At 60.2% G+C, this 25,982-nt stretch carries 21 protein-coding genes and 1 pseudogene; 11 read left to right on the top strand and 11 right to left on the bottom strand.

Annotation, left to right across the window (positions count from 1 at the left end):
* Window positions 1-11: 11 nt before the first annotated feature.
* On the top strand, window positions 12-1,997 hold the full coding sequence (locus MAIT1_RS08950; RefSeq protein ID WP_085441926.1) for a polysaccharide biosynthesis protein: 1,986 nt from the start codon (window positions 12-14) through the stop codon (window positions 1,995-1,997).
* Between the two features lie 15 nt (window positions 1,998-2,012).
* A complete protein-coding gene (locus MAIT1_RS22245) occupies window positions 2,013-3,206 on the top strand; it encodes a GumC domain-containing protein (protein WP_158089401.1) in 1,194 nt (397 codons plus the stop codon).
* A gap of 58 nt (window positions 3,207-3,264) precedes the next feature.
* Here MAIT1_RS22245 and MAIT1_RS08940 read toward each other — a convergent pair.
* Together MAIT1_RS08940 and MAIT1_RS08935 are read right to left on the bottom strand one after the other, a co-directional pair.
* Window positions 3,265-3,641, bottom strand: a pseudogene (locus tag MAIT1_RS08940) (IS1 family transposase); the annotation flags it as partial.
* Window positions 3,642-4,291: 650 nt separating this feature from the next.
* Window positions 4,292-5,248: a UDP-glucuronic acid decarboxylase family protein gene (locus tag MAIT1_RS08935; RefSeq protein ID WP_085442036.1), complete on the bottom strand. Its 957-nt coding sequence runs from the start codon at window positions 5,246-5,248 to the stop codon at window positions 4,292-4,294.
* Between the two features lie 300 nt (window positions 5,249-5,548).
* Here MAIT1_RS08935 and MAIT1_RS08930 point away from each other — a divergent pair, with 300 nt between their 5' ends.
* Genes MAIT1_RS08930 through MAIT1_RS08920 form a run of 3 tightly spaced genes read left to right on the top strand, consistent with a single transcriptional unit; the run spans window position 5,549 to window position 8,727 of the window.
* The gene (locus tag MAIT1_RS08930; protein WP_143814741.1) at window positions 5,549-7,114 is read left to right on the top strand and encodes a sigma-54-dependent Fis family transcriptional regulator; all 1,566 of its coding nucleotides are present in this window, start codon (window positions 5,549-5,551) and stop codon (window positions 7,112-7,114) included.
* A gap of 52 nt (window positions 7,115-7,166) precedes the next feature.
* Window positions 7,167-8,453 (top strand): Na+/H+ antiporter NhaA, encoded by a 1,287-nt coding sequence (gene nhaA, locus MAIT1_RS08925; RefSeq protein WP_085441923.1) that lies wholly within the window; start codon window positions 7,167-7,169, stop codon window positions 8,451-8,453.
* Window positions 8,437-8,727: a hypothetical protein gene (locus MAIT1_RS08920; RefSeq protein WP_198947836.1), complete on the top strand. Its 291-nt coding sequence runs from the start codon at window positions 8,437-8,439 to the stop codon at window positions 8,725-8,727. The genes nhaA and MAIT1_RS08920 overlap by 17 nt, the downstream gene beginning before the upstream one ends.
* A gap of 416 nt (window positions 8,728-9,143) precedes the next feature.
* Here the strand turns inward: MAIT1_RS08920 and MAIT1_RS08915 are convergent, their stop codons facing one another.
* From MAIT1_RS08915 to MAIT1_RS08900, 5 genes are read right to left on the bottom strand one after another with little or no spacing between them, the layout of a single operon-like run.
* A complete protein-coding gene (locus MAIT1_RS08915) occupies window positions 9,144-9,869 on the bottom strand; it encodes a DDE-type integrase/transposase/recombinase (protein ID WP_241893437.1) in 726 nt (241 codons plus the stop codon).
* A gap of 5 nt (window positions 9,870-9,874) precedes the next feature.
* On the bottom strand, window positions 9,875-10,126 hold the full coding sequence (locus MAIT1_RS22025) for a hypothetical protein (protein ID WP_198947834.1): 252 nt from the start codon (window positions 10,124-10,126) through the stop codon (window positions 9,875-9,877).
* A 16-nt stretch (window positions 10,127-10,142) separates the two neighbouring features.
* On the bottom strand, window positions 10,143-10,439 hold the full coding sequence (locus tag MAIT1_RS08910; RefSeq protein WP_085440023.1) for a transposase: 297 nt from the start codon (window positions 10,437-10,439) through the stop codon (window positions 10,143-10,145).
* A gap of 43 nt (window positions 10,440-10,482) precedes the next feature.
* Window positions 10,483-10,992 carry an IS3 family transposase gene (locus MAIT1_RS08905; RefSeq protein ID WP_143814556.1) on the bottom strand — a complete coding sequence of 170 codons (510 nt, stop codon included), beginning with the start codon at window positions 10,990-10,992 and terminating at the stop codon, window positions 10,483-10,485.
* 11 nt (window positions 10,993-11,003) lie between these two features.
* Window positions 11,004-11,306 (bottom strand): transposase, encoded by a 303-nt coding sequence (locus MAIT1_RS08900; RefSeq protein ID WP_085440078.1) that lies wholly within the window; start codon window positions 11,304-11,306, stop codon window positions 11,004-11,006.
* Between the two features lie 274 nt (window positions 11,307-11,580).
* On the opposite strand from MAIT1_RS08900, the gene MAIT1_RS08895 reads away from it, so the two are divergent.
* A complete protein-coding gene (locus tag MAIT1_RS08895) occupies window positions 11,581-12,108 on the top strand; it encodes a P-loop NTPase family protein (RefSeq protein ID WP_085442035.1) in 528 nt (175 codons plus the stop codon).
* Window positions 12,109-12,122: 14 nt separating this feature from the next.
* A complete protein-coding gene (locus tag MAIT1_RS08890; RefSeq protein WP_085441920.1) occupies window positions 12,123-12,581 on the top strand; it encodes a hypothetical protein in 459 nt (152 codons plus the stop codon).
* 349 nt (window positions 12,582-12,930) lie between these two features.
* Here the strand turns inward: MAIT1_RS08890 and MAIT1_RS21815 are convergent, their stop codons facing one another.
* Both MAIT1_RS21815 and MAIT1_RS08885 read right to left on the bottom strand, forming a co-directional pair.
* Window positions 12,931-13,101, bottom strand: a complete 171-nt coding sequence (locus tag MAIT1_RS21815) for a hypothetical protein (protein ID WP_158089400.1) — start codon at window positions 13,099-13,101, stop codon at window positions 12,931-12,933.
* Between the two features lie 18 nt (window positions 13,102-13,119).
* Window positions 13,120-15,354: a PEGA domain-containing protein gene (locus MAIT1_RS08885; protein WP_158089399.1), complete on the bottom strand. Its 2,235-nt coding sequence runs from the start codon at window positions 15,352-15,354 to the stop codon at window positions 13,120-13,122.
* Between the two features lie 329 nt (window positions 15,355-15,683).
* On the opposite strand from MAIT1_RS08885, the gene MAIT1_RS08880 reads away from it, so the two are divergent.
* A complete protein-coding gene (locus tag MAIT1_RS08880; RefSeq protein WP_085441918.1) occupies window positions 15,684-16,694 on the top strand; it encodes an FHA domain-containing protein in 1,011 nt (336 codons plus the stop codon).
* A 71-nt stretch (window positions 16,695-16,765) separates the two neighbouring features.
* Window positions 16,766-18,742 carry a cyclic nucleotide-binding domain-containing protein gene (locus MAIT1_RS08875; RefSeq protein ID WP_085441917.1) on the top strand — a complete coding sequence of 659 codons (1,977 nt, stop codon included), beginning with the start codon at window positions 16,766-16,768 and terminating at the stop codon, window positions 18,740-18,742.
* Here the strand turns inward: MAIT1_RS08875 and MAIT1_RS08870 are convergent.
* Both MAIT1_RS08870 and MAIT1_RS08865 read right to left on the bottom strand, forming a co-directional pair.
* Window positions 18,722-19,744 carry an acetylxylan esterase gene (locus MAIT1_RS08870; protein ID WP_085441916.1) on the bottom strand — a complete coding sequence of 341 codons (1,023 nt, stop codon included), beginning with the start codon at window positions 19,742-19,744 and terminating at the stop codon, window positions 18,722-18,724. The genes MAIT1_RS08875 and MAIT1_RS08870 overlap by 21 nt on opposite strands.
* A 124-nt stretch (window positions 19,745-19,868) precedes the next feature.
* The gene (locus MAIT1_RS08865; protein WP_085441915.1) at window positions 19,869-20,204 is read right to left on the bottom strand and encodes an Hpt domain-containing protein; all 336 of its coding nucleotides are present in this window, start codon (window positions 20,202-20,204) and stop codon (window positions 19,869-19,871) included.
* Between the two features lie 434 nt (window positions 20,205-20,638).
* Here MAIT1_RS08865 and MAIT1_RS08860 point away from each other — a divergent pair, with 434 nt between their 5' ends.
* Window positions 20,639-22,660: a tetratricopeptide repeat protein gene (locus MAIT1_RS08860; RefSeq protein ID WP_158089398.1), complete on the top strand. Its 2,022-nt coding sequence runs from the start codon at window positions 20,639-20,641 to the stop codon at window positions 22,658-22,660.
* Window positions 22,661-22,981: 321 nt separating this feature from the next.
* On the top strand, window positions 22,982-25,918 hold the full coding sequence (locus MAIT1_RS08855) for a tetratricopeptide repeat protein (protein ID WP_085441913.1): 2,937 nt from the start codon (window positions 22,982-22,984) through the stop codon (window positions 25,916-25,918).
* Window positions 25,919-25,982: the final 64 nt, after the last annotated feature.

The following is a 25,982-nucleotide window of genomic DNA, read 5'->3' as shown; positions in this document are numbered from 1 at the left end:
TCGTTCCGCTCATGTCCAGAAAGTTCTATCTGACATCCCAGCGACTGTCGCGTCGCACCAAACAGGTCATGCTGTTCCTCATGGACCTGTTGTTCATTCCGCTGTCGCTGTGGTTCAGCTTCTCCCTGGCGTTTGCCGGTTGGGGACCGGGGATGCTGTGGGAGGCGCGCTGGATTATCGTCATCAGCCTGCTGTTCTCGGTGCCCATCTTCGTGCACTTCGGCCTCTACCGCTCAGTGACGCGCTATCTGGGCTATCAGGCGGTCTATGCGGTGCTCAAGTCGGTCTCCGCCGCCTCCCTGGTGACCATCTGCGTCTCCTGGAGCGTCAACGAACTGATTCAGCCGCGGGTGTGGATCGTCTATTGGTTGATGCTGCTGGTGCTCATCGGCGGCAGCCGCATGGGCGCGCGCTATCTGCTGCGCGCCAGCGAAGGCAGCGGCAAGCGTATTCCCGTGGCCATCTATGGGGCAGGCACAGCTGGCGCGCAGCTGGCCACCGCGCTGCAGCACTCCACCCAATACATTCCCCTTGTCTTCATCGATGACAAACCCGAGCTGCAAGATCACGAGATGCTCGGCGTGCGCATCCATCCGTTCCGCGATCTGGATGATCTGATCGAGCGGCTCGGCATTCAGCGCATCTTCCTGGCCACCCCCTCGGCCAGCCGCGCGCAGCGCCAGGAGATTCTCTCGCGTCTGGAACACAAGCACGTGGAAGTGCAGGTGATGCCGGACCTGATGGCGCTGGCCAGCGGACGCAAACGGGTGGACGAACTCACCCACGTGCCCATTGAGGATCTGCTTGGGCGCGACCCGGTGCCGCCCAAACAGGCGCTGCTGGATCGCTGCATCAAAGGCAAATCGGTACTGGTGACCGGCGCCGGGGGCTCCATCGGTTCGGAGCTGTGTCGTCAGATTCTCACCCTGGGCCCCACCCGGTTGGTGCTGTTTGAACGCTCCGAATACGCCCTCTACGCCATTGAGCGCGAGCTGCGCGCGCAGCTGGAAAAACTGGAGGGCGAAAAGCCTGAATTGATGCCGATTCTGGGCTCGGTGGATCACCGTACCCGTATGCAGTCGGTGATCAGCACCTTCGGCGTGCAGACCATCTACCACGCCGCCGCCTACAAGCATGTGCCCATTGTGGAAGCCAACCCCATCGAAGGGGTGATGAACAATATTTTCGGCACCCTCTACGCCGCCGAAGCCGCTCTGGCCGAAGGGGTGGAGACCTTTGTGCTGGTCTCCACCGACAAAGCGGTGCGCCCCACCAATGTGATGGGCGCCACCAAGCGTTTTGCCGAGTTGATTCTGCAGGCGCTGGCGCTCTCCAATCCGCCCACGCGTTTTACCATGGTGCGCTTTGGCAATGTGCTGGCATCCAGCGGTTCGGTGGTGCCGGTATTCCAGGAACAGATTCGCCGCGGCGGGCCGGTGACGGTGACCGATCCCGACGTGGTGCGCTACTTCATGACCATCCCCGAGGCCGCGCAGTTGGTGATTCAGGCGGGCTCGCTGGGCAACGGCGGCGATGTGTTTGTGTTGGATATGGGTAAGCCGGTGAAGATTCTCGACCTGGCGCGGCGCATGATCCACTTCTCCGGTTTGACTGTGCGCGATGACGCGCACCCCATGGGGGATATCGAAATCGCCATTACCGGTTTGCGCGATGGCGAAAAGCTTTATGAAGAGCTGCTCATTGGCGATAACATCCAGCGGACGGAGCACAAGCGCATTTTTCGCGCTCAGGAACAGGCCTTGGAGTGGCCGCGCATGCGCGAATTGATTCACCGTTTTGGAGAGGCGTCGCACGAATTCAACTATATGGAAATCAGACAGATTCTTCTCGAATCCGTAGAAGGATACCAACCCACTGGCGGGATTCGGGATTGGGTTTGGATTCGCCGCTCGGATAAACATGCGGATTTGAGTCAAACCGAACTGGATCAGCGTGAACAGAGCGCCGCCACGCCAACGACAACGTCCGCTACGTAATGGGATCGGTCCGCGATGAGTTTCCTGAAGAAGATGATCACCCCCCCCAAACCATTGCATCAGCAGGCCATGAGTGACCGGATGAATACGCTCGCCCCGCAAACTCCGCCGCCGCCCCAACAAGCGAACGCGCCGATGTCAGCCATGCCGTCGGCTCAACAGGGGCCGATGTTGCCCTTGGTGGTCAATCTCCCGCCGGAAGAGGATGTCGATGTCCTGGGCATTGTTTTTGGCATTCTCAGATTCTGGCCGTTTATGGTGATTTGTGCGGTGGTTGGCGGCTACAACGCCTACCAGAAAGAGAATAAACTGCCGCGGGTATACCAAGCCCAGGTGAGTTATTACCTGCAAGCGGGCGGGGCCACAGGCAATACTGGCGGCGGTTTGCTCGGCGCCGTGTTGGGCGGCGGCGGCGGCGGGGATGATCCCATGATGTCCGGCTCGGCCGGTAAAGCGCAGGTCCTGCTGAATTCGCGCACCTATCTGCAGGATTTGGTCAAACGGCGCAATTTGCTGCCGGACCTTTTTCCTGAGCGCTGGGACCCTGTGAATGAAACCTGGAAAGGCGGTCCTGAGAATGCGCCGACAGTGGAGGAGGGCGCAGCCAAGTTCCGCGGTCGCGTGCGGTTGAGCGCCGGGTTGCCGGGGGTGGGGTTGCTGTCGGTGACATGGTATGACCGGGAAGTGGCCGCTCGCTGGGCCAACATGATGGTGGAAGAGCTCAACTACTCTTTGCGCACAAAGAAAATCAATGATAGTGAGCGGCGCGTCAAGTACCTGCTGAAACTGATTGAGACCATTCCGTACGTCGAACTGCAGCAGTCGATGATGAAGATGTACGAGACAGAGATCAAAGATACGATCATGCTGCGCACCAAGCCGGATTTCGCCTTTGAAGTGATTGACCCCGCCTTGGTGCCGCCGGAAGGGTCACATATCAGTCCGCGCCCCGACGCCAAGATGAAAACCGGCGCTGTGGGCGGCTTGTCTGTGGGTGTGATACTTGCAGTGGCGAGTCACTTTTTGCTGGTTGGGGTCTCTGGTTGGTGGCGTCGTCGCAAGGAGCTGCAAGCGGCGGCCAAAGGCGGCGCAGATGCAACAAAGTCTGGCAAGCAAGCAGAGGGGGAAACTGGATCAGAGACGCCTGCAAGCGCCCAAGGACAAACCAGTGGAGGCGATCATTCAACTGGGGCTCCGACCAAAGATTGAAGCGAGTATCGTCGCGAGCATTCAAAAGTGGGGAGTGGCTCAGTTTAGACGATTCCCATATTTCCAAACCGAACTCGTAGCGATTGATGAACGAGCCTAGGACCGTGTCATACATCTCCGCAGACTTGGAGACGCAGATGGTTTTTCTGGCCAGTCGTTGATGCGGTGCGCCAGGGAAGATGTTTACGCTTAATGCGTTGCGTGTTTCGCTTGCCGACGTAATGGTTTTGGCTCAGTGGCGGACGGCAATAAGCGTCCCAGTCATCTGTAGACAGGTTGACGATGCCAAAAGGAGCCAGCAATTCACGGAACTCCTTGAGCCCCCACTCTTTGCGAGAGCCGAAAGCATAGGTCAACACCCGGCCGGATTCGCGTTCGATGGCATGCCAGGTCCACCGAGGATTGGCTTTGCCGCCAACACGACCACATTTCATCGGCGCCCTCTTGACCTGCCCAGACAATTTCAATTGGCGTCTGCGACGTTAGCTCATCCGGGAACTGATGATTGATCCGCCTATTGTGAGTCAAAACCAAAACTGCACAGAACGTCCAATGTTTGCGTGACGCAGGTAAAATTCGCGCTGACTATTGGCCGCCGACTGGTCGGCGGCGGGGTCTGGGGGCCGCGCCCCCAGCGGCCACAGGCGAAGCCGTATCTCACAAAATGGGCGGAGCCCCACGGTGTGGAAGTTGGGAGCTCGAGGGCGTAGCCCTCGATATAGCCGCTTGAATCCAGAATGACACAAATCCAAAGCGCTCAATGTTTGCGTGACGTTGATTCAGCCTGTGCTGACTAGGGCCAAATTTCCAACGGAAATTTGTCGGGATTCTTAAGGGTCTGTGACCCTTAAGCGGGTGTGGGCAGCGCCCACGGTTTGGATTTTGATCTTGGGAGCTCGAGGGCGCAGCCCTCGATATCTTTCAGCACCCATATGTGCACTTTTGAATGCTAACGACTATATCTTTCATCGCCAAGATCGTTCATGTTCAATTCTGAATTTGACTGAGTATAGAATAGAAAAAGGGCGGGATCAGATGATCCCGCCCTTTTTTGCTTGTGGCTAGGACTGTGTGGGCGCTTTGGTTCAGATCTCGCCGCTGCGCATCTTTTCATCGAAGTAGGCGATGGTCTTTTTCAGACCCTCGGACAGCGGCTCCTTGGGTTCCCAACCCAACTGCTCCTTGGCGCGGGTGATGTCGGGGCGACGCTGTTTGGGGTCGTCCTGAGGAAGCGGCTTGAACGCCAGCTTGGAGCCCGATCCGGTCATCTCAATCACCTGTTCAGCCAGTTGGCGGATGGTGAATTCGCCGGGGTTGCCCAGGTTGATGGGACCGGTGACCTCATCCGGGGAGTCCATCAGGCGCACAAAGCCTTCAATCAGATCATCCACGTAGCAGAACGAGCGGGTTTGCTGGCCTTCGCCGTAGATGGTGATGTCGTCGCCACGCAGGGCTTGCACGATGAAATTGGAAACCACACGGCCATCGTTGGGATGCATGCGCGGGCCGTAGGTGTTGAAGATGCGCGCCACTTTGATCTGCACATTGTGCTGGCGATTATAGTCAAAGAACAGCGTCTCGGCGCAGCGCTTGCCCTCGTCGTAGCAGGAGCGCGGTCCGATGGGGTTCACATTGCCCCAGTAGCTCTCCTCCTGCGGATGCATGGCTGGGTCGCCATAGACTTCGCTGGTGGAGGCTTGGAAGATCTTCGCGCCCAGGCGTTTGGCCATGCCCAGCATATTGATGGCGCCGTGCACGCTGGTCTTGGTGGTCTGCACCGGATCGTGCTGGTAATGAATGGGCGATGCGGGGCAGGCGAGGTTGTAGACCTCATCCACCTCCATATACAGCGGCCAGGTGATGTCGTGGCGCACCAACTCAAAGCGCGGATTGTCGCGCAGGTGTGCAATATTGTCGCGGGCGCCGGTGAAAAAGTTATCCACGCAGATCACTTCGTGGCCATCGGCCAGCAGCCGATCACACAGGTGTGAGCCGAGAAATCCGGCGCCGCCGGTGATCAGGATCTGTTTGCGCAAGTGCAGCTTTCTCACAGTAGCCTCGTCGAGTCTGTGCGGGGAGAGTCAGGGGGCCCCTGACGCATCGTGTGGGTGAAGTCCGAAATTGAGCAAGCTATGGACCAGAAATTATGCGAATTCATGCGCCCACAGTATCCGGTTTCGAGGTGAGGTGGGTCAAGGGGCCGGGGCGCAAAGGGGGTGTCGAAATTCCATGACAGGCGGAAACCTTATTTGTCGGTTACGCGTCAAATAAGCATGAGTGACGCTTGATGATTTCTGAATTATGGCGCAAATTATCATGAAATCAATAAGGTGGGGGTCTTCATGATGAGTGAAACCGGTGGCGTGAAAGGGCGTTTGGAATCATTGCGCACCCAGTTGGGCGCGGTGCAGAAAGCGTGGACGGAGCGCGACCATGAATCCTTGATGCGATACTATGTGCGCATACTCCCTATATTATTGCGCGCAGAGCGCTGCAGTATCTTTTTCGCCGCGCAAGAGCCTGACCGCATTTGGCTCAAGTACGGTACTGGCGTCAAAGACAAACGCATAGAGCCGCCGCTTGAAGGCAGTGTTGTCGGCGAATGCATTGCAACGGGCAATATATTAATACGCACAGGCATGGAGACACAGGCCGGTTACCATCAGGTTGCCGACCAGCAAACGCAGTTTACCACCCGCGACACGCTGTGCGCGCCCATTGTCAGTCTATTGGGACGCGGCGTCATCGGCGCGGTGCAGATGCTTAACAGCACCACGGACGGCGGTTTTTCGCAAGAGGATGTGGCGTTTCTTCAGGAGACGGCGCGCTACCTGGCGTTTGCGGTGGAGTCGTCGCAGTTGGGTGATGAGATGTTGGCGCTCTCCAGTCAGGTGAGCGATGACATGGAGCTGTTCCGCATGACCCGCTTTGAGGGCTCGCAGTTGGTGAGCCAGAGTCAGGCGATGCGGGATGTGATCAATCTGGCGCATAAGGTGAGCGCAACGCCGGTGAATGTGACGTTGAGCGGCGAGTCCGGCACCGGCAAGGAGGTGATCGCACAGTTGATCCATCGCAACAGCGTTCAACGCAGCGGACCGTTTGTGCCGGTGAACTGCTCGGCGATCCCGGAAAATTTGATGGAGAGCGAGTTCTTCGGCCATGAGCGCGGCGCCTTTACCGGCGCCATCTCCAGCCGGATGGGTCGGTTTGAGGAGGCCGAGGGGGGCACGCTGTTTCTGGATGAAGTGGCGGACATGCCGCTGTTGATTCAGCCCAAGTTCTTGCGCGCGCTACAGGAGAGCGAAGGACGGCGGGTGGGCGGTAATCGCACCTTTGCCTATGATTTTCGCCTCATCAGCGCTTCGTGCCGGTCGTTGACCGAGGCGGTGGGCGAGGGGCGGTTTCGCGAAGATCTCTACTATCGACTCTTTTCGGTGGAGATCGCGATTCCGCCGTTGCGCCAACGTCGCGACGACATCGCACCGTTGGCGCAGCTGTTCCTGGAGCGCACCTGCGCTCGCTTTGGCAAAGCGATTCCCGGCTATTCTGCGCCCACCCTCGACCGCATGGAGAACTACGATTGGCCCGGCAACGTGCGCCAATTGATGCACGAAGTGGAGCGCATGGTGGCGCTGACTGACGAAGGAACGCGCATTGAGCTCAGCAGTGCTTCCCCGGCTCTGCGCCAGGATCTGCCGATGGAGTTTGGCGCGGCGCCCAGCAATGCGGGCACTGCGATTTCTCTTGAGGGTGAGACGCTGGCCGATGCGCGGGAGCGCGCTGAGCGGGAGGCGATTGTGCGCGCATTGGAGCGCACCGACGGCAACAAGGCGCAGGCGGCGCGGGATTTGGGCGTGACGCGGCAGTCGTTGCATAACAAACTGCGTCAATATGGCATGAACGGTTAATTCCATTTGAATAGAGAACAGACGAGCGGCCAGGAGATCGGGAGAGCGCATCGTGCCCCTGCATGGTTTGAATCGTTTTGTGCGTCAATTTCTACAAGCGGAGAGCGCCGGCGGCGTTCTGCTGATGATCGCCGGCGCGCTGGCGATGCTCTGCGCCAACACCTCCTTGCTGGCCGATGAGTATCACTGGTTTCTCAATCTGCCCATGGTGTGGAGCGTCGGCGCGCTGACCATCGCCAAACCCATGGTGTTGTGGATCAACGACGGCTTCATGTCGATCTTCTTCCTGCTGGTGGGGTTGGAGCTGAAGCGGGAGATCCTGGAGGGGCGTCTCTCCAACCGCCCCCAAGTGCTGCTGCCCGGGGTGGCGGCGTTGGGCGGCATGTTGGTTCCCGCTGTGATTTACACCATCCTCAACTGGAACGACGCCGCCTCCTTGCGCGCCTGGGCCACCCCCACCGCCACCGATATCGCCTTTGCTCTGGGCGTGCTGGCGCTGCTGGGGCCGCGCGTGCCCACCTCGCTCAAAGTGTTCCTGCTGGCGTTGGCGATTATGGACGATCTGGGCGCCATTCTCATCATTGCGATCTACTACACCGATGATCTGACCGTCACCGCTCTGTATGGCGCGTTGGGATGTCTGTCGCTGCTGGTGCTGCTCAACCGCATGAGCGTTACGCGCATTGCCCCCTATGCGATTCTGGGCGGCGTATTGTGGATCTTCGTACTCAAATCCGGCGTGCACGCCACCTTGGCCGGGGTGGCGGTGGCGCTGACCATTCCCCTGCATCCGCGCAATGACGAAGGCAAATCACCGCTGAAAGCGCTGGAGCATGATCTGCATCCATTGGTGGCGTTCGGCATCCTGCCGCTGTTCGCCTTCGCCAACGCGGGGGTCAATCTCCAATCGATGGATTTGGCCATGTTGTGGGATCCGGCGCCGCTGGGGGTGATTGTGGGGCTGTTCATCGGCAAGCAGTTGGGGGTGTTTGGTTTCAGTTGGCTCGCCATTCGGTTGGGGTGGGCGCAACTGCCGCGCGGGGCGACCTGGATGACCCTCTATGGCGTGGCGTTGATCACCGGAGTGGGCTTTACCATGAGTCTGTTTATCAGCGGCTTGGCGTTTGAACAGATCGGCGCGGGGGATTTGAATTCCATGCGCTTGGCGATTTTGATCGGCTCGCTACTCTCGGCGTTAAGCGGATACGCGATGTTGCGTTGGGCGCTGCGGCGCGGCGGTCCGGCGGATGTGGAGATGGAGGCGTTACAGCGGGCGATTATGCAGCGCCCGTCGGCGTATGACCCCAACTGGAGATGGAAAATTGAGCGCGAAGATTGAGGTGCGACGATTGAGTGGCGGCGAGGGCGGCGCGTTGCGCTTTGGCGTAGAGGTGAGCGATGGCGGCGGGGCGAAATCCTATGAGGTGACCATGGGGTTGCAGACGCACAAAGGCGCGCCGTTCAATGCGGCGGATCCGGTGCGCTGCATAGAGGCGTGCTTTCGGTTTTTGCTGGATCGGGAGCCCAAGGAGTCGATTATGTCGCGGTTTGACGTGACGGTGATCCGGCGCTATTTCCCGGAGTTTGACGCCAAGCTGGAAGGCTACATGTAAGCACAGGGCAAAACTTGGCCGCCGACTGGTCGGCGGCGGGGTCTGGGGGCCGCTGCCCCCAGCGGGGTGTGGGGCGGCGCCCCACGGTTTGTCTTTGGCCGTGTCTGTGGCGGTGTCTTTGGCCGTTTCCCCATTGACCAACGGCGGCCTCAGTAAGAGGTCGCTTGAGAAGCTCGGTTCACGGAGCCAGCACGAAAGGGAAAAGGGGAAACGGCAGTGAGCGATCTGTCGGCGAAGCCGACAGGAGCGAATGCCGTAAGACTTTCTGCTGGGGAAAGTTAAAAAGTGTTTGCGTTAAAGAAGTTAACTTCGTTTTTTGTTTAAAGCAAAAGGTCGATTTTATCAATAAGCCAGTTGCAGATTCCGCATGTGCTGGTTCAGCGGAAACATGACAACCGTCTAAACCAAAATATCAGTTAGCTGTTCGCCTTTTCAGCCATTTTTTGGGATGGCTGAAAAGACTGCTTTTGGTGCGTCGTCCGACGCCGTTCTCTGGCCGCCTCAAGCTTTTCATCTCGTTCGGCCAGGATCTGCACATGCCGCCCTTCCAGGCGATCCTGTGGGGTGACGTAGTCGATGGCGCTATGGAGCCGCCGGGTGTTGTAATGCTCGACGTACTTTCCCACAACCCGTTGGGCATCTTCCAGCGATAATGGCGTCTGAGGCCGAATGCACTCACGCTTCAAACTACCGTGAAAACGCTCCAGTTTTCCGTTGCTCTGCGGATAGTAAGGCGAAGTCCTCACATGCGTCATGCCGGATTCCCGGATGAACGCCTTAAAATCGTTGGCAACGAACTGCGGCCCATTGTCTGAGATCAGCCGCGGCTTAGCTTCCGGATAGGCCTCCTGAGCTCGGAGCAGGACCACTTCAACCTCATCTTCCTTCATCGACTCACGAATCTCCCAGTGGAGGATAAACCTGCTACATCCATCCAGGACACTGCACAGATAGTAGAACGTCCCCTGGATATTCAGATAGGAGATGTCCACATGCCAGTGTTTATGCGGCTCCGAAGGCTGTTTGAACCCTGTGCCCTTCTGCGAGGGCGATGGGCTCCAACGACGCATCAGCCCGGCAGTTCTGAGCACACGCAGCACTGAAGAGGGGCTGACCGCCACCACGCCTGCATCCAGCATCATGTAGGTCAGGCGCCGATAGCCCTCTGACGGATGTTCATGGAAAAAGGCGACAATCGCTCCCTTTCCCAATCGTCCAGCCAAAAATCTCGGGGAATACGGCCATTGTGGTCATTAACCATTCCATAGCGCTTGCGCCATGAATAGAACTTGCCCCTTTGCACGCCTATCCAGTTGATAATTCGGCTCGTGTCGATTTCGCTCTTGTCTGACCAAAACGCCACGAAATTCACCACCGAATCCCGTATGTCCGGCTCCACCCAGCAGCCGTTCAGCTCACCCCAAGACTTTTTTTAGCGCAACATGCGCCTCAAGAAGCTCGGACATAACTTCATTTTTGGTTGCCAACTTCGCTTCTAGTTCGGCAATCTGTCGGTCACAAGCCTTTTGGCCGCGTTTGTCAGACAAGGCCGCTTCGCCGTTCTCAAACAAAGCCTTTTGCCAGCGATAGTACTGGCTGGGCTGAATGCCCGCCTCGTCGCACAGATCCGAGAGAACCACCTTCTCGACCAGGTGACGGCGCACATAGCCTACCTTCTGCTCAGCCGTAAATCTCCGCTTCTTCCGTTCCATACAAACCTCCGCTCAATATCTACACATTATAAACGATTGTTTGTCATTTTCCAACTGAACCGAAACAGATAAACCTGCTACATCCATCCAGGACACTGCACAGATAGTAGAACGTCCCCTGGATATTCAGATAGGAGATGTCCACATGCCAGTGTTTATGCGGCTCCGAAGGCTGTTTGAACCCTGTGCCCTTCTGCGAGGGCGATGGGCTCCAACGACGCATCAGCCCGGCAGTTCTGAGCACACGCAGCACTGAAGAGGGGCTGACCGCCACCACGCCTGCATCCAGCATCATGTAGGTCAGGCGCCGATAGCCCTCTGACGGATGTTCATGGAAAAAGGCGACAATCGCTTCCCTTTCCCAATCGTCCAGCCAAAAATCTCGGGGAATACGGCCATTGTGGTCATTAACCATTCCATAGCGCTTGCGCCATGAATAGAACTTGCCCCTTTGCACGCCTATCCAGTTGATAATTCGGCTCGTGTCGATTTCGCTCTTGTCTGACCAAAACGCCACGAAATTCACCACCGAATCCCGTATGTCCGGCTCCACCCAGCAGCCGTTCAGCTCACCCCAAGACTTTTTTTTAGCGCAACATGCGCCTCAAGAAGCTCAGACATAACTTCATTTTTGGTTGCCAACTTCGCTTCTAGTTCGGCAATCTGTCGGTCACAAGCCTTTTGGCCGCGTTTGTCAGACAAGGCCGCTTCGCCGTTCTCAAACAAAGCCTTTTGCCAGCGATAGTACTGGCTGGGCTGAATGCCCGCCTCGTCGCACAGATCCGAGAGAACCACCTTCTCGACCAGGTGACGGCGCACATAGCCTACCTTCTGCTCAGCCGTAAATCTCCGCTTCTTCCGTTCCATACAAACCTCCGCTTATTATCTACACATTATAAACGGCTTGTTTGTCATTTTCCAACTGAACCGAAACACGCAAAGGGAAAGTGTTGACGTGACCACAGAGAGTGATCACTATGCTGGCATGGATACCAAACGCGCACAACTGACCGCCCGAATTATCGCCATCGCTCAATAGGGAGAGATGGGCGTTCGCTGTGTTTGTCATTTGAAAACCCGCCCGTGAGGCGGGTTTTCTCATTTCGCCTCCCGGGATTGGTCAAACCTGATGGAGGCAAAGGTGAAGAGGGTTGCTGTTTTTGGTAAACCGGGAAGTGGAAAATCAACGCTGAGTCGAGCGTTATCCGTGGCGACGGGACTGCCACTGCATGCCGTGGATTCGTTGTTCTACCAGGCTGATGGCGATGTGGTCGACAGGCCCATTTTCGACGCCGCCCATGACAAGATTGTCGCTTCTGATCACTGGATCCTGGATGGCTTTGGACCTATGGATGCATTCCATAAGCGATTGGAGGCGGCCGATACGCTGATCTATATCGACCTGCCTTATGCAATGAGCTATTGGTTCGTCACCAAGCGCTTGCTCAAGGGCGTGATGATCAAGCCGCAAGGGTGGCCCGATGGCGCCTCTGTGCTGAAGGGGAGTTTGCAGAGTTATCGAGTGTTAAAGATGTGTCCCAAATTCTGGAATCAGGATTTTATGGCGCGACTCAAGACGCTCGCGGACTATAAGACGTTGTATGTTATCCGTTGCGGCGCAGAGCTGAATGGATTCGTCGATTCGTATTGCAGGCCAGATGACGGCTAGATGATGGAGCGAAGATGGTGATCCACAAAACAGACGCTTCAACTGCTCGAGAGAGGATTGTTCAACAGATCTTCAAACGTCAGTTTCAGGACGCCGAGAAAAGGGATGCGCAGGGGATCTACCCGTCCGAGGTGATTCGCGCAATTCGCATGGCGACGGTTGCAGCGCAGGAGGCGGTGGGCGCAGTGGACCCGTCACTGTCTGACCAGGCGTTCAGCGCCCAAGCGGTTGCAGCGGCGCAGCGGGCCAAGGACCATTTTACCGAGAATTGGAGCGATGAGGATCGCTACGGCAGCGCCACTTTTCAGGAGATAATCCGCGACTTCGAGCAGCTTGGCAAAGGGGCGTATGTTGTTGCTCACAACACATCCGTTGAGCCAGTTGATGCATTGCGCGCGTTGCTGACCAGTTGGCGCGTGCTGATTGTGCTCATGGGGCTTTGGGTGATCATGTTGGGGCTGGTTGCGGGATAATGGAGGCAAGAAATGGACCCCATTATTTGGACGGTTCAGAGACCAGGATAAGGTTGAGTCCGCCAGTGGCAACGCCTTGTTGAAGATTTGAGGTGTCCTGGCAATAGATGCGTGAGAAATCAGAAGTGGACAAGCACAGATCACTCTTTTGCGCGTAGAAGACAACTCACCGAGGTCCAGGAGGGCGTCCCGCCTGGCGGGCCCTTGGCGGAGCCTTCGCAGGTCACCGGCAGCGCCCGTGTGGGGCTGGGGCAAAGCCCCAGGCTCTTCAAGCTTCCATCACGGTGTTCCGTTCTCAAAGAGGCGGAATCAGGCTGTGTGTGCAAGTTGGGCTTTGTCTTCTTGGCGCTCATGCATCGCAGTGGAACGGATTGGCGGCGGACTGAATCCTTGTGATCGAGCCACGCCCAGCGCGTGCTCCCTGCAGCATAAAGGTGGGCAGCGTCATCTCATTGCCGCGCGGGAATTCCTCAACACAAATCGATTGAGGCAAAGCCTGAATAGGCTTCTGCTTTTCCATCTCTGCGTTCTGATGCGCTTATTGGGCGCTGGGCAGAGTCTGATCAGAAAGGCGCTGCAGCAGCGCGGCTTGACGCAGAAAAACACCGCGTTCAGGCTCAGATTTGCCGGTCGAGAGTTCGGTAAACTGGGCGGCGATGCGTAAGAGAAGCGTCTTGGCGTCGGCTTGCGCCGGCGCGATCGCCCATGCCGCCAGCGCCAAATCCCGCGCATTATCCTGAATGGGCAGCGACAGGCGCGTTCTGGCCAAATAGTTCTCCGCTTTTCGCAACAGTTTCTCGCGGTTCGGCATCTGGCGGCGCCACTGCCGGGCAATCTCTTGGCGTGTGACGCGCCACTGAGGCGACGCGTCTGCGCCCAACACCACGCCCGCATACCCCAGCAATGTCCACCCGCGCGCCGGTAGGCGCTGCTTGCCCGCCAGTTGCAGGTATCTCTCACCCACCTGGGTCATGAGCTGCTTGGCTTTGGCATGATTGGGGTCAAGGTCGAAAATCTGTAGCAATTTGTCTATTGCGTTTTCGCCAGTTGGAGAGGCCAGACGCAGCGCTTTCAGGTCAGCGCGTGCGCCGTCCAACAACGCGCCGATACGCGCGTCATTGTCGGCGCTCGGTTGTACGGAGGGCGCCTGTGGGGCGCTCTGCCCCATGGGCGACAAGGTGGCGGGCGCTGGCGGCGTCTCCGGCTTGGGCGCAATAACGGCGGGAGGCGCGCTGGAGCCATTGGCTGAGCGCAAACGGGGGTCGTCCGGCGCGATGCGCGACGCGCGCTCGAGCAGTTGTGTGCGCTCTTTGTTCGACTGGGCGGCGGCGGCCAGTTCAATGTAACGGTCGACCACGCGCAGCAGTCCCGCTTTGGCGGTCAGATTATCCGGCTGCAAGGCCAGCACCGCCTCAAAACGCGCCACCGCGTTGCGCACAGGCGGAGAAGAGAGGCGGTCCGCCTGGAGATTCTGTTCCCCACGCGCCAGCAGATCGGCGATTTTGCGCAGCGTGTCGGCATCGTGCCCTGTTTCATTTGCCGCCAGGGCGATGCCGCCCTCTTTGGCGGCGTCGGCCGCCTTGTCTTCAATTGGATCACTGGCAAGGGGCGGCGCAGCATCAGCTGACAGCTGCTCGTCGGCGGAGGTCTGGGGATTCGGCGTCTCCTGGCTGGGCTGGTTCGCGTCGCTTGTTTGCGCATCGACGATGGGTTGAGCCGTTTGCGCGGATTGAGACTTGCGCAGCGGCGCTTGGGTTGAAGGCGGAATCGGCGCCAGCGGCTCCAGGGCCACATGGATGATCTGATCCTGATTGGTCAGATCCACGATCACCTCTTGAGTCAGATAGCCGCTATGGCTGATGCGCATTTCGTAGCGGTCCGGCGGCAAGGTCATGGCCGGTTGATAGGGCGCATTGTCTGCGGAGAAACGGATATCGGCGTCGTTGGGCTCCACATGTACGTCCAACCGATGACGGATGGGCGTAAGTTGCGCGGTGATGGTGGTTTGGGGCGAATCGCCCGCCTGGATGACGCGCTCCCAGGTGTGGTGACCTGGCAGCACCATGCGCACGCGGAAATAGCCAGGTTTGAGCCCCTCTTTGACAACCGGCGTCACGCCGATGCGTCGCCCTTCAAAAAATGTCGCCGCCCCGGGCGGATTGCTGAGAAGACGCAGGGAGACGGATTGCGCCTCCTGGGCGGTGGATTGGGCCAGCTCTGGCTCGGTTTGCCGAGGGGACGCCGCCCCAGGCGACGCCGCTGGGGCTGAGTGCGCGCGCTGAGTCGCTTCTGCTTGTGGTTGGGCTGTGGGAGCGTTGGCCACAGTCGGTGCGTCAGCGGCTCCTTCGGGCGCGCCCAAGGAGGCCAGGTAGAGGGCCAAATCCTCACGCGCCTGGGCGTCGCCTAACGCCATGCGCATGGCGCGCAGTTGCGCTGGGCTTAGGTTGGATGCCGCGCCGGAGCTGAGTTCTGTGAACTTGGAGAGTGGAAATGTCGTTTGATCCGGGCCATGGTACAGATACTCCGCCAGCGCCGATTGGGTCCAAGCAAGGCCCAGAGTCTGTCCCACCTGAGTATGTGCGTTGGAGTGCGGGTAGCCCGGCGTGCTGCCGACTTTGCGCCCAATAAGACGCCACAGATAAGGGCCTTGGCGATTGCGTTGGCTGGCGCTCAGATCGTGACAATTGCCGCACAGCGATTGCGCCAACTCCTGGCCATGGGCCAAACGCTCCTGGTCGCTGTTGTCGCTGCAAGCGGACAGTAGAAATAGCAAGAGCGCGCACAATGGCAGGAGGCGGCGCAAGGTAAAGGGATAGAAAAACATACGATTCAGGCCGATAGCGTACGAAATGCCCAGGCGCGCGTCGGCGCAACGGTCAAGATTTGAGAGCGATATATAACAATTCAGAAAAATTGGACATTCACACGGTCCACCGGGCTGAATTATAATCGCTCTTGATAGGTATCACAATTGCTGGTTTCGTCGGAGTCTGTTTCGGGCGACATTGTGCGCTGTTTGAGTGTGGGATGGATTCGCGTCATGCAGACTTTGAGTAGGCAGCCTCGGAACGCGATGACAAACCATGCGTGAGGGGAAAGCTGGTGTCTGAGTCGCAAGATGAACAAGATCTGAGCGATTGGGGGTTGGTGGATCGCTCAGGTGTTGCGCGCTGGATGGCGTTGCCTTTGAAAGTGGGCGCCACCTTGATTGGTCGTGGTGTGGAAAACGATTGGGTGCTCAAGGATGAGGCGACCTCCCGGCGCCATCTTTCCGTCAGTGTTACTGAGCTTGGTGAGGTTGTGGCTGAAGATTTGGGTTCGGCCAATGGCGTGCGCATCAATGGGACGGTGATTCTGGGGCCGACGCCGTTGCAGGATGGCGACGTGGTGGGGTTGGGTCTGGCCACTCAACTGGAGTTGACCCGTTTAAGCGGCTCCTCCTGGGCGCAGGGCGTTGAGCACATGCGCGCGCGCAATCTGGATGCGACCCTGGGCGTGTGGAACGCCGATTTCTTCGATGATTTATTGGATACGGGCATCCAGCGCAAAACCATCATTGGCGATCCCTTCTGTTTGCTGCTGGCGCGCATGGAGGGGTATGCGGAGTTGGCGGCGCGCAGCGCTGATGGTCGCGTGGCGGATGTGGAGTTGACATGTGTGGCGCGTATTCGCCGCCATCTCTCCTTTCAGAAAGGGGACGCTGTCGCCTGGTTGGGCGATGGGCTGTTTGGCGTGATGTTGACACATAACAATATTCGTCAAGGTCTCCAGCGGGCTGAGTCGTTGCGGGATGCGCAACAACTGATGACGCAAAACTCCGAAACCAGCGATGAGATCGCTCCGCCGCAATTGGCCATGGGGTTGGCGGCGTGTCGGCAGCAGGTGACCGCTCCGGAAGAGTTGATGGGCCGCGCCATGCAAGCGTTGGAGCAAGCGCAAAAAGATGGTCATGGGTTGCTGCGTTACTACTATGAGCAGGGCGCAGGCATCTATCCCAAGCTCGATGGCGAGGACCCGCTCTGCTGTGAGGACTCCACCCTGCGCGCTTCGGATGCTGAGATCAAAGCCGGACAGCGGCCTGTGTTCCGCAAGGAGCAGTTTGAAATCGAGTAGCAAGATAGGACTGTCGTGGGCGTCGCAAAGGCGTCGTAACAGGCTGCGGCCTGTGTTGTGGAGGATTTTGCGTGGGGCTGTTGGAGACCTTGGCGCGTTCTGCGCTGTTTGTCGATCTATCCTGGGAACAGTTGTCTGAGTTGGAGCCGCACGTGCGCGGCGTGAGCATGAGCGCGGGGCGCTTTATCCTGCGACAGCACGACGAAGCGCGGCGGATTTTTGTGCTGGTCTCCGGCGCCGTGCAGCATCTGGTGCAGTTGGATGGCGCGGAGGATCCATTCCTGGTGGATGTGACCGACGCCGAGGGCTCGGTGTTGGGGTGGTCGGCGTTTCGCGCGCCCTATCGCTATATGGAGACGGCGCGCTGCCAGTCCGACTGTTTGCTGATCAGCATTGAGCGGGCGGGGTTGGAAGCGTTTCTGACCGCCTATCCGCAGCAGGCGACGGGCTTTCTGTGCGCCGTGGCGGGAGCGGCGTCAGAGCGCTTGGCGCGGGCCATTGGACGGTTGGTGCCGCTGTCGGCGCCGATTCAGCCGCCACTGCCTGCGCAAACCGAAGCGCTGGAGCTGTTGGCGGATGTGAACCAAGTGCGTGATGCGGTGCGTCATACCCCATTCTTTGAGGAGATGGATGAGTCGCTGCGCGAACGTTTGCTGGATATGGGCCAACGCGTGGAGTTGGAGGCGGGGCAGGCGGCGTTTCGGGTGGGCGATGCGTCGGATCGACTCTTTCTGCTGGCCGACGGCCGCATTCAACTGTTGTGGCCCTGCTCCGACGCGATGCAGGTGACCACCGGCTCCACCCGCGTGCCCTATCAGACCCTCAGCAGCCCGGGGCAGACCCTGGGCTGGACGGCCCTGGTGGAGAAGTTCCGCCAGGACGCCGACGCCGTGGCGCTGGAGCGTTCGGTGCTGCTGGCGCTGCCCCGTGAGCCGGTTGAGCGCGCCATGCGCGAGGATCCAGCCTTGGGCGCGTTGGTGATGCGGCGGCTGCTGTGGGTTATTGGCGGGCGTCTGCGCACCACCCGGGCGCGCTTGATCGCCCAGCGCTATGATCAGGAGTCGCTGGCGATTCAGAGCCTCATTGACGAGCAGGGGCCGCAGTTGGCGGTCAACTCCCCGCTGCGTCGCATTCCGCACTATCTGGCCAACCGCCTCACCTTGGGAGACGCCTTCCAGGTGCTTGAGAACGTGCGTCGCGACGGCGACTTTCTGGAGCGCAATCTGGCGGAGACCTGCTTGGACCTGATGGGACGCATCCATCGGGATCTGATGTTCTTCCGCGGCTTGCAGGATATCTATGAAGGGGTGGCCAGCGCGCCGGCCGGGCAGGACGCCGAGGTGATTCGCACACGCGCCAATCTGGGCTTTGGGCGGCTCTTCTCCAGCGTCGGACACCGCATTGTGGGGTGGGAGAATCTGCCTGAAGAGTCTGGCTGCATCTTCATCATGAACCACTTGGTCAACGACACCGCCAATCAGCTGCCGGCGGGCTTCATGATCACCCTGGACACCCACTTCGTCTCCTCCATGATTCTCTATCGCCACTATGGGCAGAACGCCCTGCGCGTGGTGCGGCGCTCGGAGCTCAACGAGTATGAGCATCAGCGCTATTTTGACCGCTTTGATTATATCTACGTGGGCGGCGACACCGGCGAGGAGGCGACGGAATCGAGTCGCACGCGGGATCGCGAAGCGTTTAATGAGCGCGCGCGGCAGACTTTGGCGGAGGGGCGCAATCTACTCATCTGCCCGGAGGGCAACACCACCAGCACAGAGGAGTCGCCGCTGCCATTCCGCAAAGGCATTTTCCATCTGGCCGCGCGGCTGCAGCCGGAGCCGTTGATCTGCCCCATTGTGGTGGCCAACTTTGACAAACGCTTAACCCGAGTCCGTACCGTGGCGATGATTCAACCGCCGTTCCGGCTCTCCGAGCGCATGGCGGATCCGTTGGATAACGAGCAGATTGGCGGCTTTGTCGACGCTTTGCGGGAGCAGTACCGGGAGTGGGTGGGGCAGGCGCGGGCGTTAGCCGATGCCGGGGAATAAGGGGTTGTAAGGGGCGGCGTCTTCGGCGATGAGATGGCACGGCGTTTTGTCGCCGAACTCTGGCGGCGCGCCCTCCAGAGCCAGGCGTTGCACCCGTTGGTCAAAGATCTCCCACAGCGTCTCCAGCGGCTCCTCGGTGTGGCTGATGGGGAATGAGTAACGCTCGTGGGGGCAGCGCAGCAGATCGGCGATGGCGCGCACGGTCTGTTCCGGCACGATGGCGTCGCGGCGGCCCCAGCCGATGAGGGTGGGGGATTGAATCAGCTGGGCCACGTTGACCGGATCAAAATAGCCCAGTACGCGCATCACATCCTCCTCAGCCTCCGGATTGCGCGCCAGGTAGGCGTTGACCTCGCCGCCAGAGCCCTGCAACGAGAAGAAGCGCCGTCCTTCGCGCCAGCCGAAGGTGGGCACGCCCACCGCCAGCAGATCGGCGCGATTGGTGATCCCCTGCGCCATGGTCGCCAGCCAGCCGGCGTAGCTGAACCCATAGAAGAGGCGGCGGCTGATGCGCGCTTCGCCCACCAACTCCACGCCCACGCGCAGCGCTTGCACCAGATCCATGACCGCGCCGCGCAGCAGGCTCTGCTCCGGCGAGTGGATGCCGGTCAGGGCGCGTCCCCAGCGGGACAACGGGTAGCTGAGTAGCGCGTCAGAGCGTCCATGGCCGCGAGTGTCGACGCCAATGACATTGATGCCCGACTCGGCCCAGTGTGTTTTGATCAGGCAGGCGCCGTTATAGCCATGGCCATGCACGATGAGCGGGCGTGGCGCGTCATCGTCGTGGATCAATGCGTAGCCCCACACCTGTTCGCCCCCCAGCGACGTGAAACGCAACTCATCCAGCATTACGCCTGACGGGGCTTCAGCCTCCATGCTGGGGTAGCGGCTGACTTGGGGATCGGTGGCGTCCACTGTGCGCAGTGTTCGGCGCCAGAACTCGGCAAAGTCCGGCGGCGCATCGGGATGGGCGGGGCGGTTGGGGGGTGCAGAAAGCGGCATGGGTTTATGACACTCTGCGCAGCGCTAGGGCTGAGCTTGAATCGGGATGTTTCGCCAGTTGTGAAAACGGATCGTTGACATGGCGCGCAGCCATGGGAGGCGCAAAGTGGCGCGGCGCGCTCGCTTATGCGATACTCTCCAGCGCCTCACGGGTTGCATGGGCCAGAGCGACGACGCGTGGCGCCAGGGGATCGATCTCAGCCCACGCTTCCTGTTGGCTGAGTCGCTCCAGCTCAATCACGCAGCGGGCCAGCTCATGCGCGCCCAGCTGCAGGCTGCTGCTTTTGAGGGTATGCGCTTGCGCGCCCAGTTGTTTGGCGTCGCGCGCGCGCACCGACTCTTCAATGGCATGAATACGACCAGGCAGGAGTTGCAGATAGGTCTCAATAAACAGCGAGAGATCCTCCCCCAACTCTTGTCGTAGCAGGTCGATGGCGGCGGAATCCAAGGCCTTGGTCATGATGCATCCCCTGAGTTGTCAAAAGGGCGCTTCATAACCAAGATAGAAGCGTTTTATCGCAAAGCAAAGTGGAATCGATAAAAAAAGCAGGCCGGGTCCACAGTTGAGACTGTGGCCCGACCTGCCAAAAGCGGGCACCTCGGTCGGGAGCAGCTCCAAGGCGCCGCCCCCTGGCTCATCCGGTCAGGTCAGGCCGGATCGTCACGGGAGCCAGGGGAATCTCGATCTTGCCGCAAGCGGCAAGGGGTGGTGCGTCTGTTCTTCAGTGCGCTGGCGGGAGACGCCTGACGCGACTGGTTGTTTCGATAGAAGCAACACTCATGCCATGCTTGTATTGCATGGATTTTCTGTAAGAATCCTCGAATATGTTTGATTTCTGACAGCTTTGGGCCGAGGGAATGCCAAGATTTCGACAAAATGACGGCGCAACTTTCATGACAACCGCGTCTGCCCGTCGCGCGCAGCGCTATTGCGCCGTCGTGTGTTTGCTGGGCGTGTGGGGCGTGGTCGCGCAGAGTTGGGCGCACAATCGCGACGGCGCCGAGCCCAAATGGCTCGCCATGCTCCAGCAGTCGGCGCAAGACGGCGATATCGAGGCGATGACCCGACTGGGCTTTGCCTATGAGTCCGGCGAGCTGGGCCCCGATGGCCGCAAACCGGCGCGGCAGTGGTATAAAAAAGCAGCGGAGCAAGGATTCGCGCAAGCCCGCGAACGTCTGGCGCTGATGGATGAGATTACCGGACGCGACAGGGATATTGAGAGCGCTCGAGCAGGTTACGCCAAGGCGGAGACTCAGTCTGAAGCCAGTCGCCTGGCGGTGGGCGATTTCCAGATGTATGGCTGGGGCGGCAAGCGCCGCGCACAAGCGGCGATGGCGCGCTATGAGAAGGCGGCGCGATCACCACGCAACGCCGCACGGGCCTTGTTGCGGTTGGCTTTGAATCACTACTGGGGCGCAGGCGTGGCGCGGGATACGCAACGCGCCCGCGAGTTGGCGCAAAAGGCGTTTGCCGCAGGCTCCATGGAGGCGGCCTATACGTTGGGGCTGTGGCTGTTGGAGGAGAACTCCGACACGCCACAGCAGGATCAGTTGCGCCAGGCGGCGCATTGGTTTCGACTTGCGGCCCAGGGCGGTCACGCCGGAGCCATGTGGCGGTTGGGCGCGCTGTTGGAGAATCCACGTTTTGACGCCGACTCCCCCGAGGCCGCCAAAGAGGCGCGACAGTGGCTGATCAAAGCCGCCGCCGAAGGCGATCATCGCGCCACTTATCGTCTCGGCCAATTGGCCCAGGAGGAGGGGCGTGCGGTGGGCGGTCATACCGCCCTGACTTGGTTTGAGCGCGGCGCCCAGGGCGGGGACCCGTTGTCGCAATATGGCGCTGCGCTGGCCATCTTGGACCAAGAGGATCCCGATCGCGAGGCGCTCACCCAAGCTCTGGAGTGGTTGCGGCGCGCGGCGGAAAATGGCCACATGCTCTCACAACATCTGCTGGCGCGACTGCTGGATGAAGGGCGCGGGGTGGAGCGTGACCTGGAGGAAGCGGCGCGCTGGTATCGTGAGGCGGCGCGACAGGGGCTGCCTGAGGCGCAGCACAACCTGGCCACGCTGCTGGCCCAGGGCGAAGGGGTGGCCAAACAGCCGGGCGAGGCGGCGCGCTGGTATCGTATGGCTGCGGCGCAGGGGTTGAGCGAAGCCGACGCCGCCCTGGGCGGTCTCTACGCCAAAGGCATCAACGGCGAATCACGTCCGCAGAAAGCCGTGCGCGCCTATGAACGCGCGGCGCGGCAGGGGGATCTGCGCGCCAAGTACAATCTGGCGGTGATGCTGCGCGATGGCGAGGGCGCGCCCAAGGATGAGAAGCGCGCCATGCGTCTGTTTGAAGAGGCATCTGAAGCAGGCGATCCGCGCGCCAGCAACAGCTTGGGCTTCGCATACTCCCATGGTCGCGGGGTGCGAAAGGATTACGCCAAGGCGGTGAAATATTACCGTCAAGCCGCCGAGCATGGCGACGCCTTGGCGCAATTCAATTTGGGGCACATGGCGTTGCGGGGCAAAGGGGTCGCCGCCGACCCCAAGGCTGCGTTCGATTGGTATCTCAAGGCCGCCAATGGCGGTTATCCTCCGGCGCAAACGGCGGTGGGCTTCATGTTGGAGAAGGGGATCGGCGTCGAGCAGGATGCCGCCAAGGCGCTGCCCTGGTATCGCAAAGCGGCGGAGTCCGGCTATGCGGCCGCGCGCAACGCTCTGGGGCGGCGTCTGTATGAGGAGGAGGGCGCGTCACTGGAGCAGAAGGTGCGCGCCTTGATGTGGTTCAAGCTGGGTATGGACGCCGGTAACGCCGCCGCCAAGGCCAACTATGACGCGGTGGTCCCGCAGCTATCGGATTCGGCGGTGCGCCAGGCGTTGGACATGGCGCGCGAACGCGACGGCAAAAACGCCCCTGCCGCAAAATAAGCGCTCAGGCGCACAGGGGCTTCTCTTCAAGCACTGTGGAGATCGCCAAACCATCGGCTGCGCAGCGGCGAAACGCAGCAAATGCGACGGCCTTGTTTACTGCGCGCGCTGGGTTTCACGCTCAACACGGGCGCGACAGCCGCATCTGTTCAATATTGGTGTTCGCCACGCATTGCGTAACGCCATGAAAATGTCGAAAATGGCTGAATTTGACACACTGAGCCGCATTGCGCGCTCCCGCCATTGCCATCTCCGTCTTTCCGTTTTGCGCAGTCATGTCGCTTCAGTTTTGCGCACACGGGGAAAAACTATGAGTCGCTCATGGGATCTTCCGCCCTCTTTCGTCTGCTTGTGATCGCTTCCGCCATCGCGCTGAGCGTCGCGCCGCAACCTGCGCAGGCGGTCAGCACCGATGCCCCGCCGCCCTCGGCGTCTCTGCCGACGCCCGCTGCGGACACCCTTGTGCCGATGAACTTCGCCCGCGGCGATTACGCCGCCGCGCGCCGCCACTACGCCAGCCAAGCCGATCGGGGCAACCCCGCCGCGCAAGTGATGCTCGGTTATCTGTGGGAAGAGGGTTTGGGCGGCCCCAAAGACGTGGATCAGGCGCGCAGTTGGTACCAAAAGGCTGCGGATCAGAACGCGCCGGCCGGACATATCAAATTGGGCGATCTGCATTTTCAAGGCATCGGCGTGGAGCGCGACCCGCTTAACGCGCTGACCCATTACCAACGCGCGGCGGCGTCAGGCAACGCCGAGGCGCAATTAACCCTGGGTCTGCTCTATGCGCGCGGCGCAGTGGTCAAAACCAATCTGCAGGCGGCCCACGACTGGTTCGCCAAAGCCGCCGCGCAGGGTTCGGCTTTGGCCCACACCTCTATCTGTCTGCTGCGCATTCGCGGCATGCTTGACAGCGCCGGACCACGCGCCCAAGGGCTCGAGAGCTGCCGCAAGGCGTCTCACCTGAACGAACCCTTCGCCGAGTTGCTGTTGGGCGAGTGGTATGAGCAGGGGCATGGCTCCGGTCCGCAATACACCGACGCCCTCGATTGGTATCGACGCGCCGCCGGACGGCCGTTTGACACCGGACCCTACTGGATTACCGAACTGTTCCGTGCCGACGGCACGGCGCAGCCCCGCGCCATCCGCGCTCTGAAGCCGCTGCTGGACTCCCGCAATCAGGCGATTATCAGCGCCGCTTTCAAAGTGGGCGAGATGTTCCGCGATGGCCGTGGGGTGGAGAAAAACCCGCGTCAGGCGTTCCATTGGTTCAAGCAGGCTGCACAGAAGGGGGATCGCGGCGCCCAGTTCATCGTCGGCCTCTATCTGGCCCAGGGCGTGGGCGTTCCTCAGGACATTCATGACGCCGTTATCTGGTATCGCCGCGCCGCTGAGCAGGGCGAGGCCCCGGCGCAGTTCAATCTGGGACTGCTCTATTACCAGGGCGAGCATGTGCCGCGCGACTTTGATCAGGCGATCAAGTGGTTCACCCGCGCCGCTGAGCAGGGCGATGATCAAGCCCAGGATCATCTGGGGGATATCTACCGCTATGGCCGCGGCGTGGAGGTGGATCCGACCCGCGCCATGATGTGGTATCGACGCGCCGCAGAGCAGGGCAATCTGTTCTCTCAAACCAGCCTGGGGGACCTGCTGCAAGAGGGGTTCGAGGGGCAACCTGCCGATCCCAAAGAGGCCGCGGCGTGGTATCAACGCGCAGCCGAGAAGGGGCACACCCAAGCCCAGGGTAACCTGGCGGATATGTATCGCACCGGTGTGGGCGTGCCGAAAAACCTCGCCCAGGCGGTTCAGTGGTATATGAAAGCCGCCGAGAGCGGCGACGCCTTCTCGCAAAACTGGCTCGGCATCATGCTCCACGAAGGCTTGGGCGCGCCCAAGGATCTGGGGCAGGCGGCGCACTGGTACCAGCAGGCCGCCGAGCAGGGTTACGCCTATGCGCAGAATAATCTGGCGGTGATGTATCGCGACGGTCTGGGGGTGAAGCGCAACTACGCCAAGGCGCGCAAATGGTTCACCAAGGCCGCCGATCAGGACAACGCCGAAGCGTGCAACAGCTTGGGCGCGTTGTGGGATAGCGGCAAAGGCGGAGCGGAAGATCCGGTACAGGCGCGGCGCTGGTATCGGCGCGCCTCCGATCTGGGTAATGCCGCAGCGCAGTTCAATCTGGGTGGCCTCTACTATCGCGGGCGCGGAACCAGCCGCGATCTGGATTTGGCCATCTCCTGGTATGAGCGCGCCGCCGAACAGGGCCGCGCTGAGGCCAAAACCGCGCTGGCGCGCATCTATCTGGACGATGAAGACGGCCCCTACGACGCCAAAAAAGGCTATGAACTGCTGGTGGAGGCCGCCGAGGGCGGCCATGCAGAAGGGCAGGCGTTGTTGGGGATTCTGCTGGCGGGCGGCGGACCGGTTCCCGCCAACTCGACACAATCCATTGTCTGGCTGCGCCGCGCCGCCGAACAGGGCAATATGGATGCGCAGTTCCATCTGGCTTACAAGCTCCATTTGGGCCAGGGCGTCAAACGCAATCTGGCCGCTGCGGCCAAGTGGTATCGCGAAGCCGCGCTGCGCGGCAGCGCCGAGGCGGCCAATAATCTCGGCGCGCTCTACTACTATGGCCAGGGGATGGAGCGCGACGTCTATGAAGCGGTGCGCTGGTACCAGTTGGCGGCCAAGTTAGGCCACGTGCAGGCTTTCCACAATCTGGGCAACCACTATCGTCTGGGCGTGGGCGTGAAAGCCGATGGCGCTGAGGCGGTGCGGTGGTTCACCAAAGCCGCCGAACACGGCTTCGCTCCCGCGCAATACTCCCTGGGCGAGTTGCTGGAGAAGGGCGGCGTCAATGGCGCGGTGGTCAATCTCAAGCAGGCGGCGTATTGGTATTCAAAGGCGGCCAGGCAGGGCAATCAAGAGGCGCAATTCCGTTTGGGACTGCTGCGGGAAAGCGGACGTTTGGGGCGCATCGACTTGGGCGCAGCGGAGCGCTTGTTCCGTCAAGCGGCCAATCAAGGCCATCTGCGCGCCATGTTCCGTCTGGGCCGCTTGCTGAAAAACAAGGGCCGCAAGAGTGGCGATGAGCGGGACTATCTGGACGCTTACGTCTGGCTCTCACGCAGCGCATCACAAGGCTATGAGCCTGCCCAGGAGGCGTTGAAACTCTTGGTCGAAGGGTTGTCGCCGACGCAACTTGAGCGCGCTGAACGGCTCCTGAAAGAGGCGGACAAGACGAAATCGCCGTAGCGGGAACCCTTCGCCCGGATGGTGCGCCGTTGATGAGGCGAGGGGCAAGGCCGACAGGAAAGCG

This window comes from Magnetofaba australis IT-1 (assembly GCF_002109495.1).
GTDB lineage: Bacteria > Pseudomonadota > Magnetococcia > Magnetococcales > Magnetococcaceae > Magnetofaba > Magnetofaba australis.
This window is presented reverse-complemented; position numbering and strand designations above follow the sequence as displayed.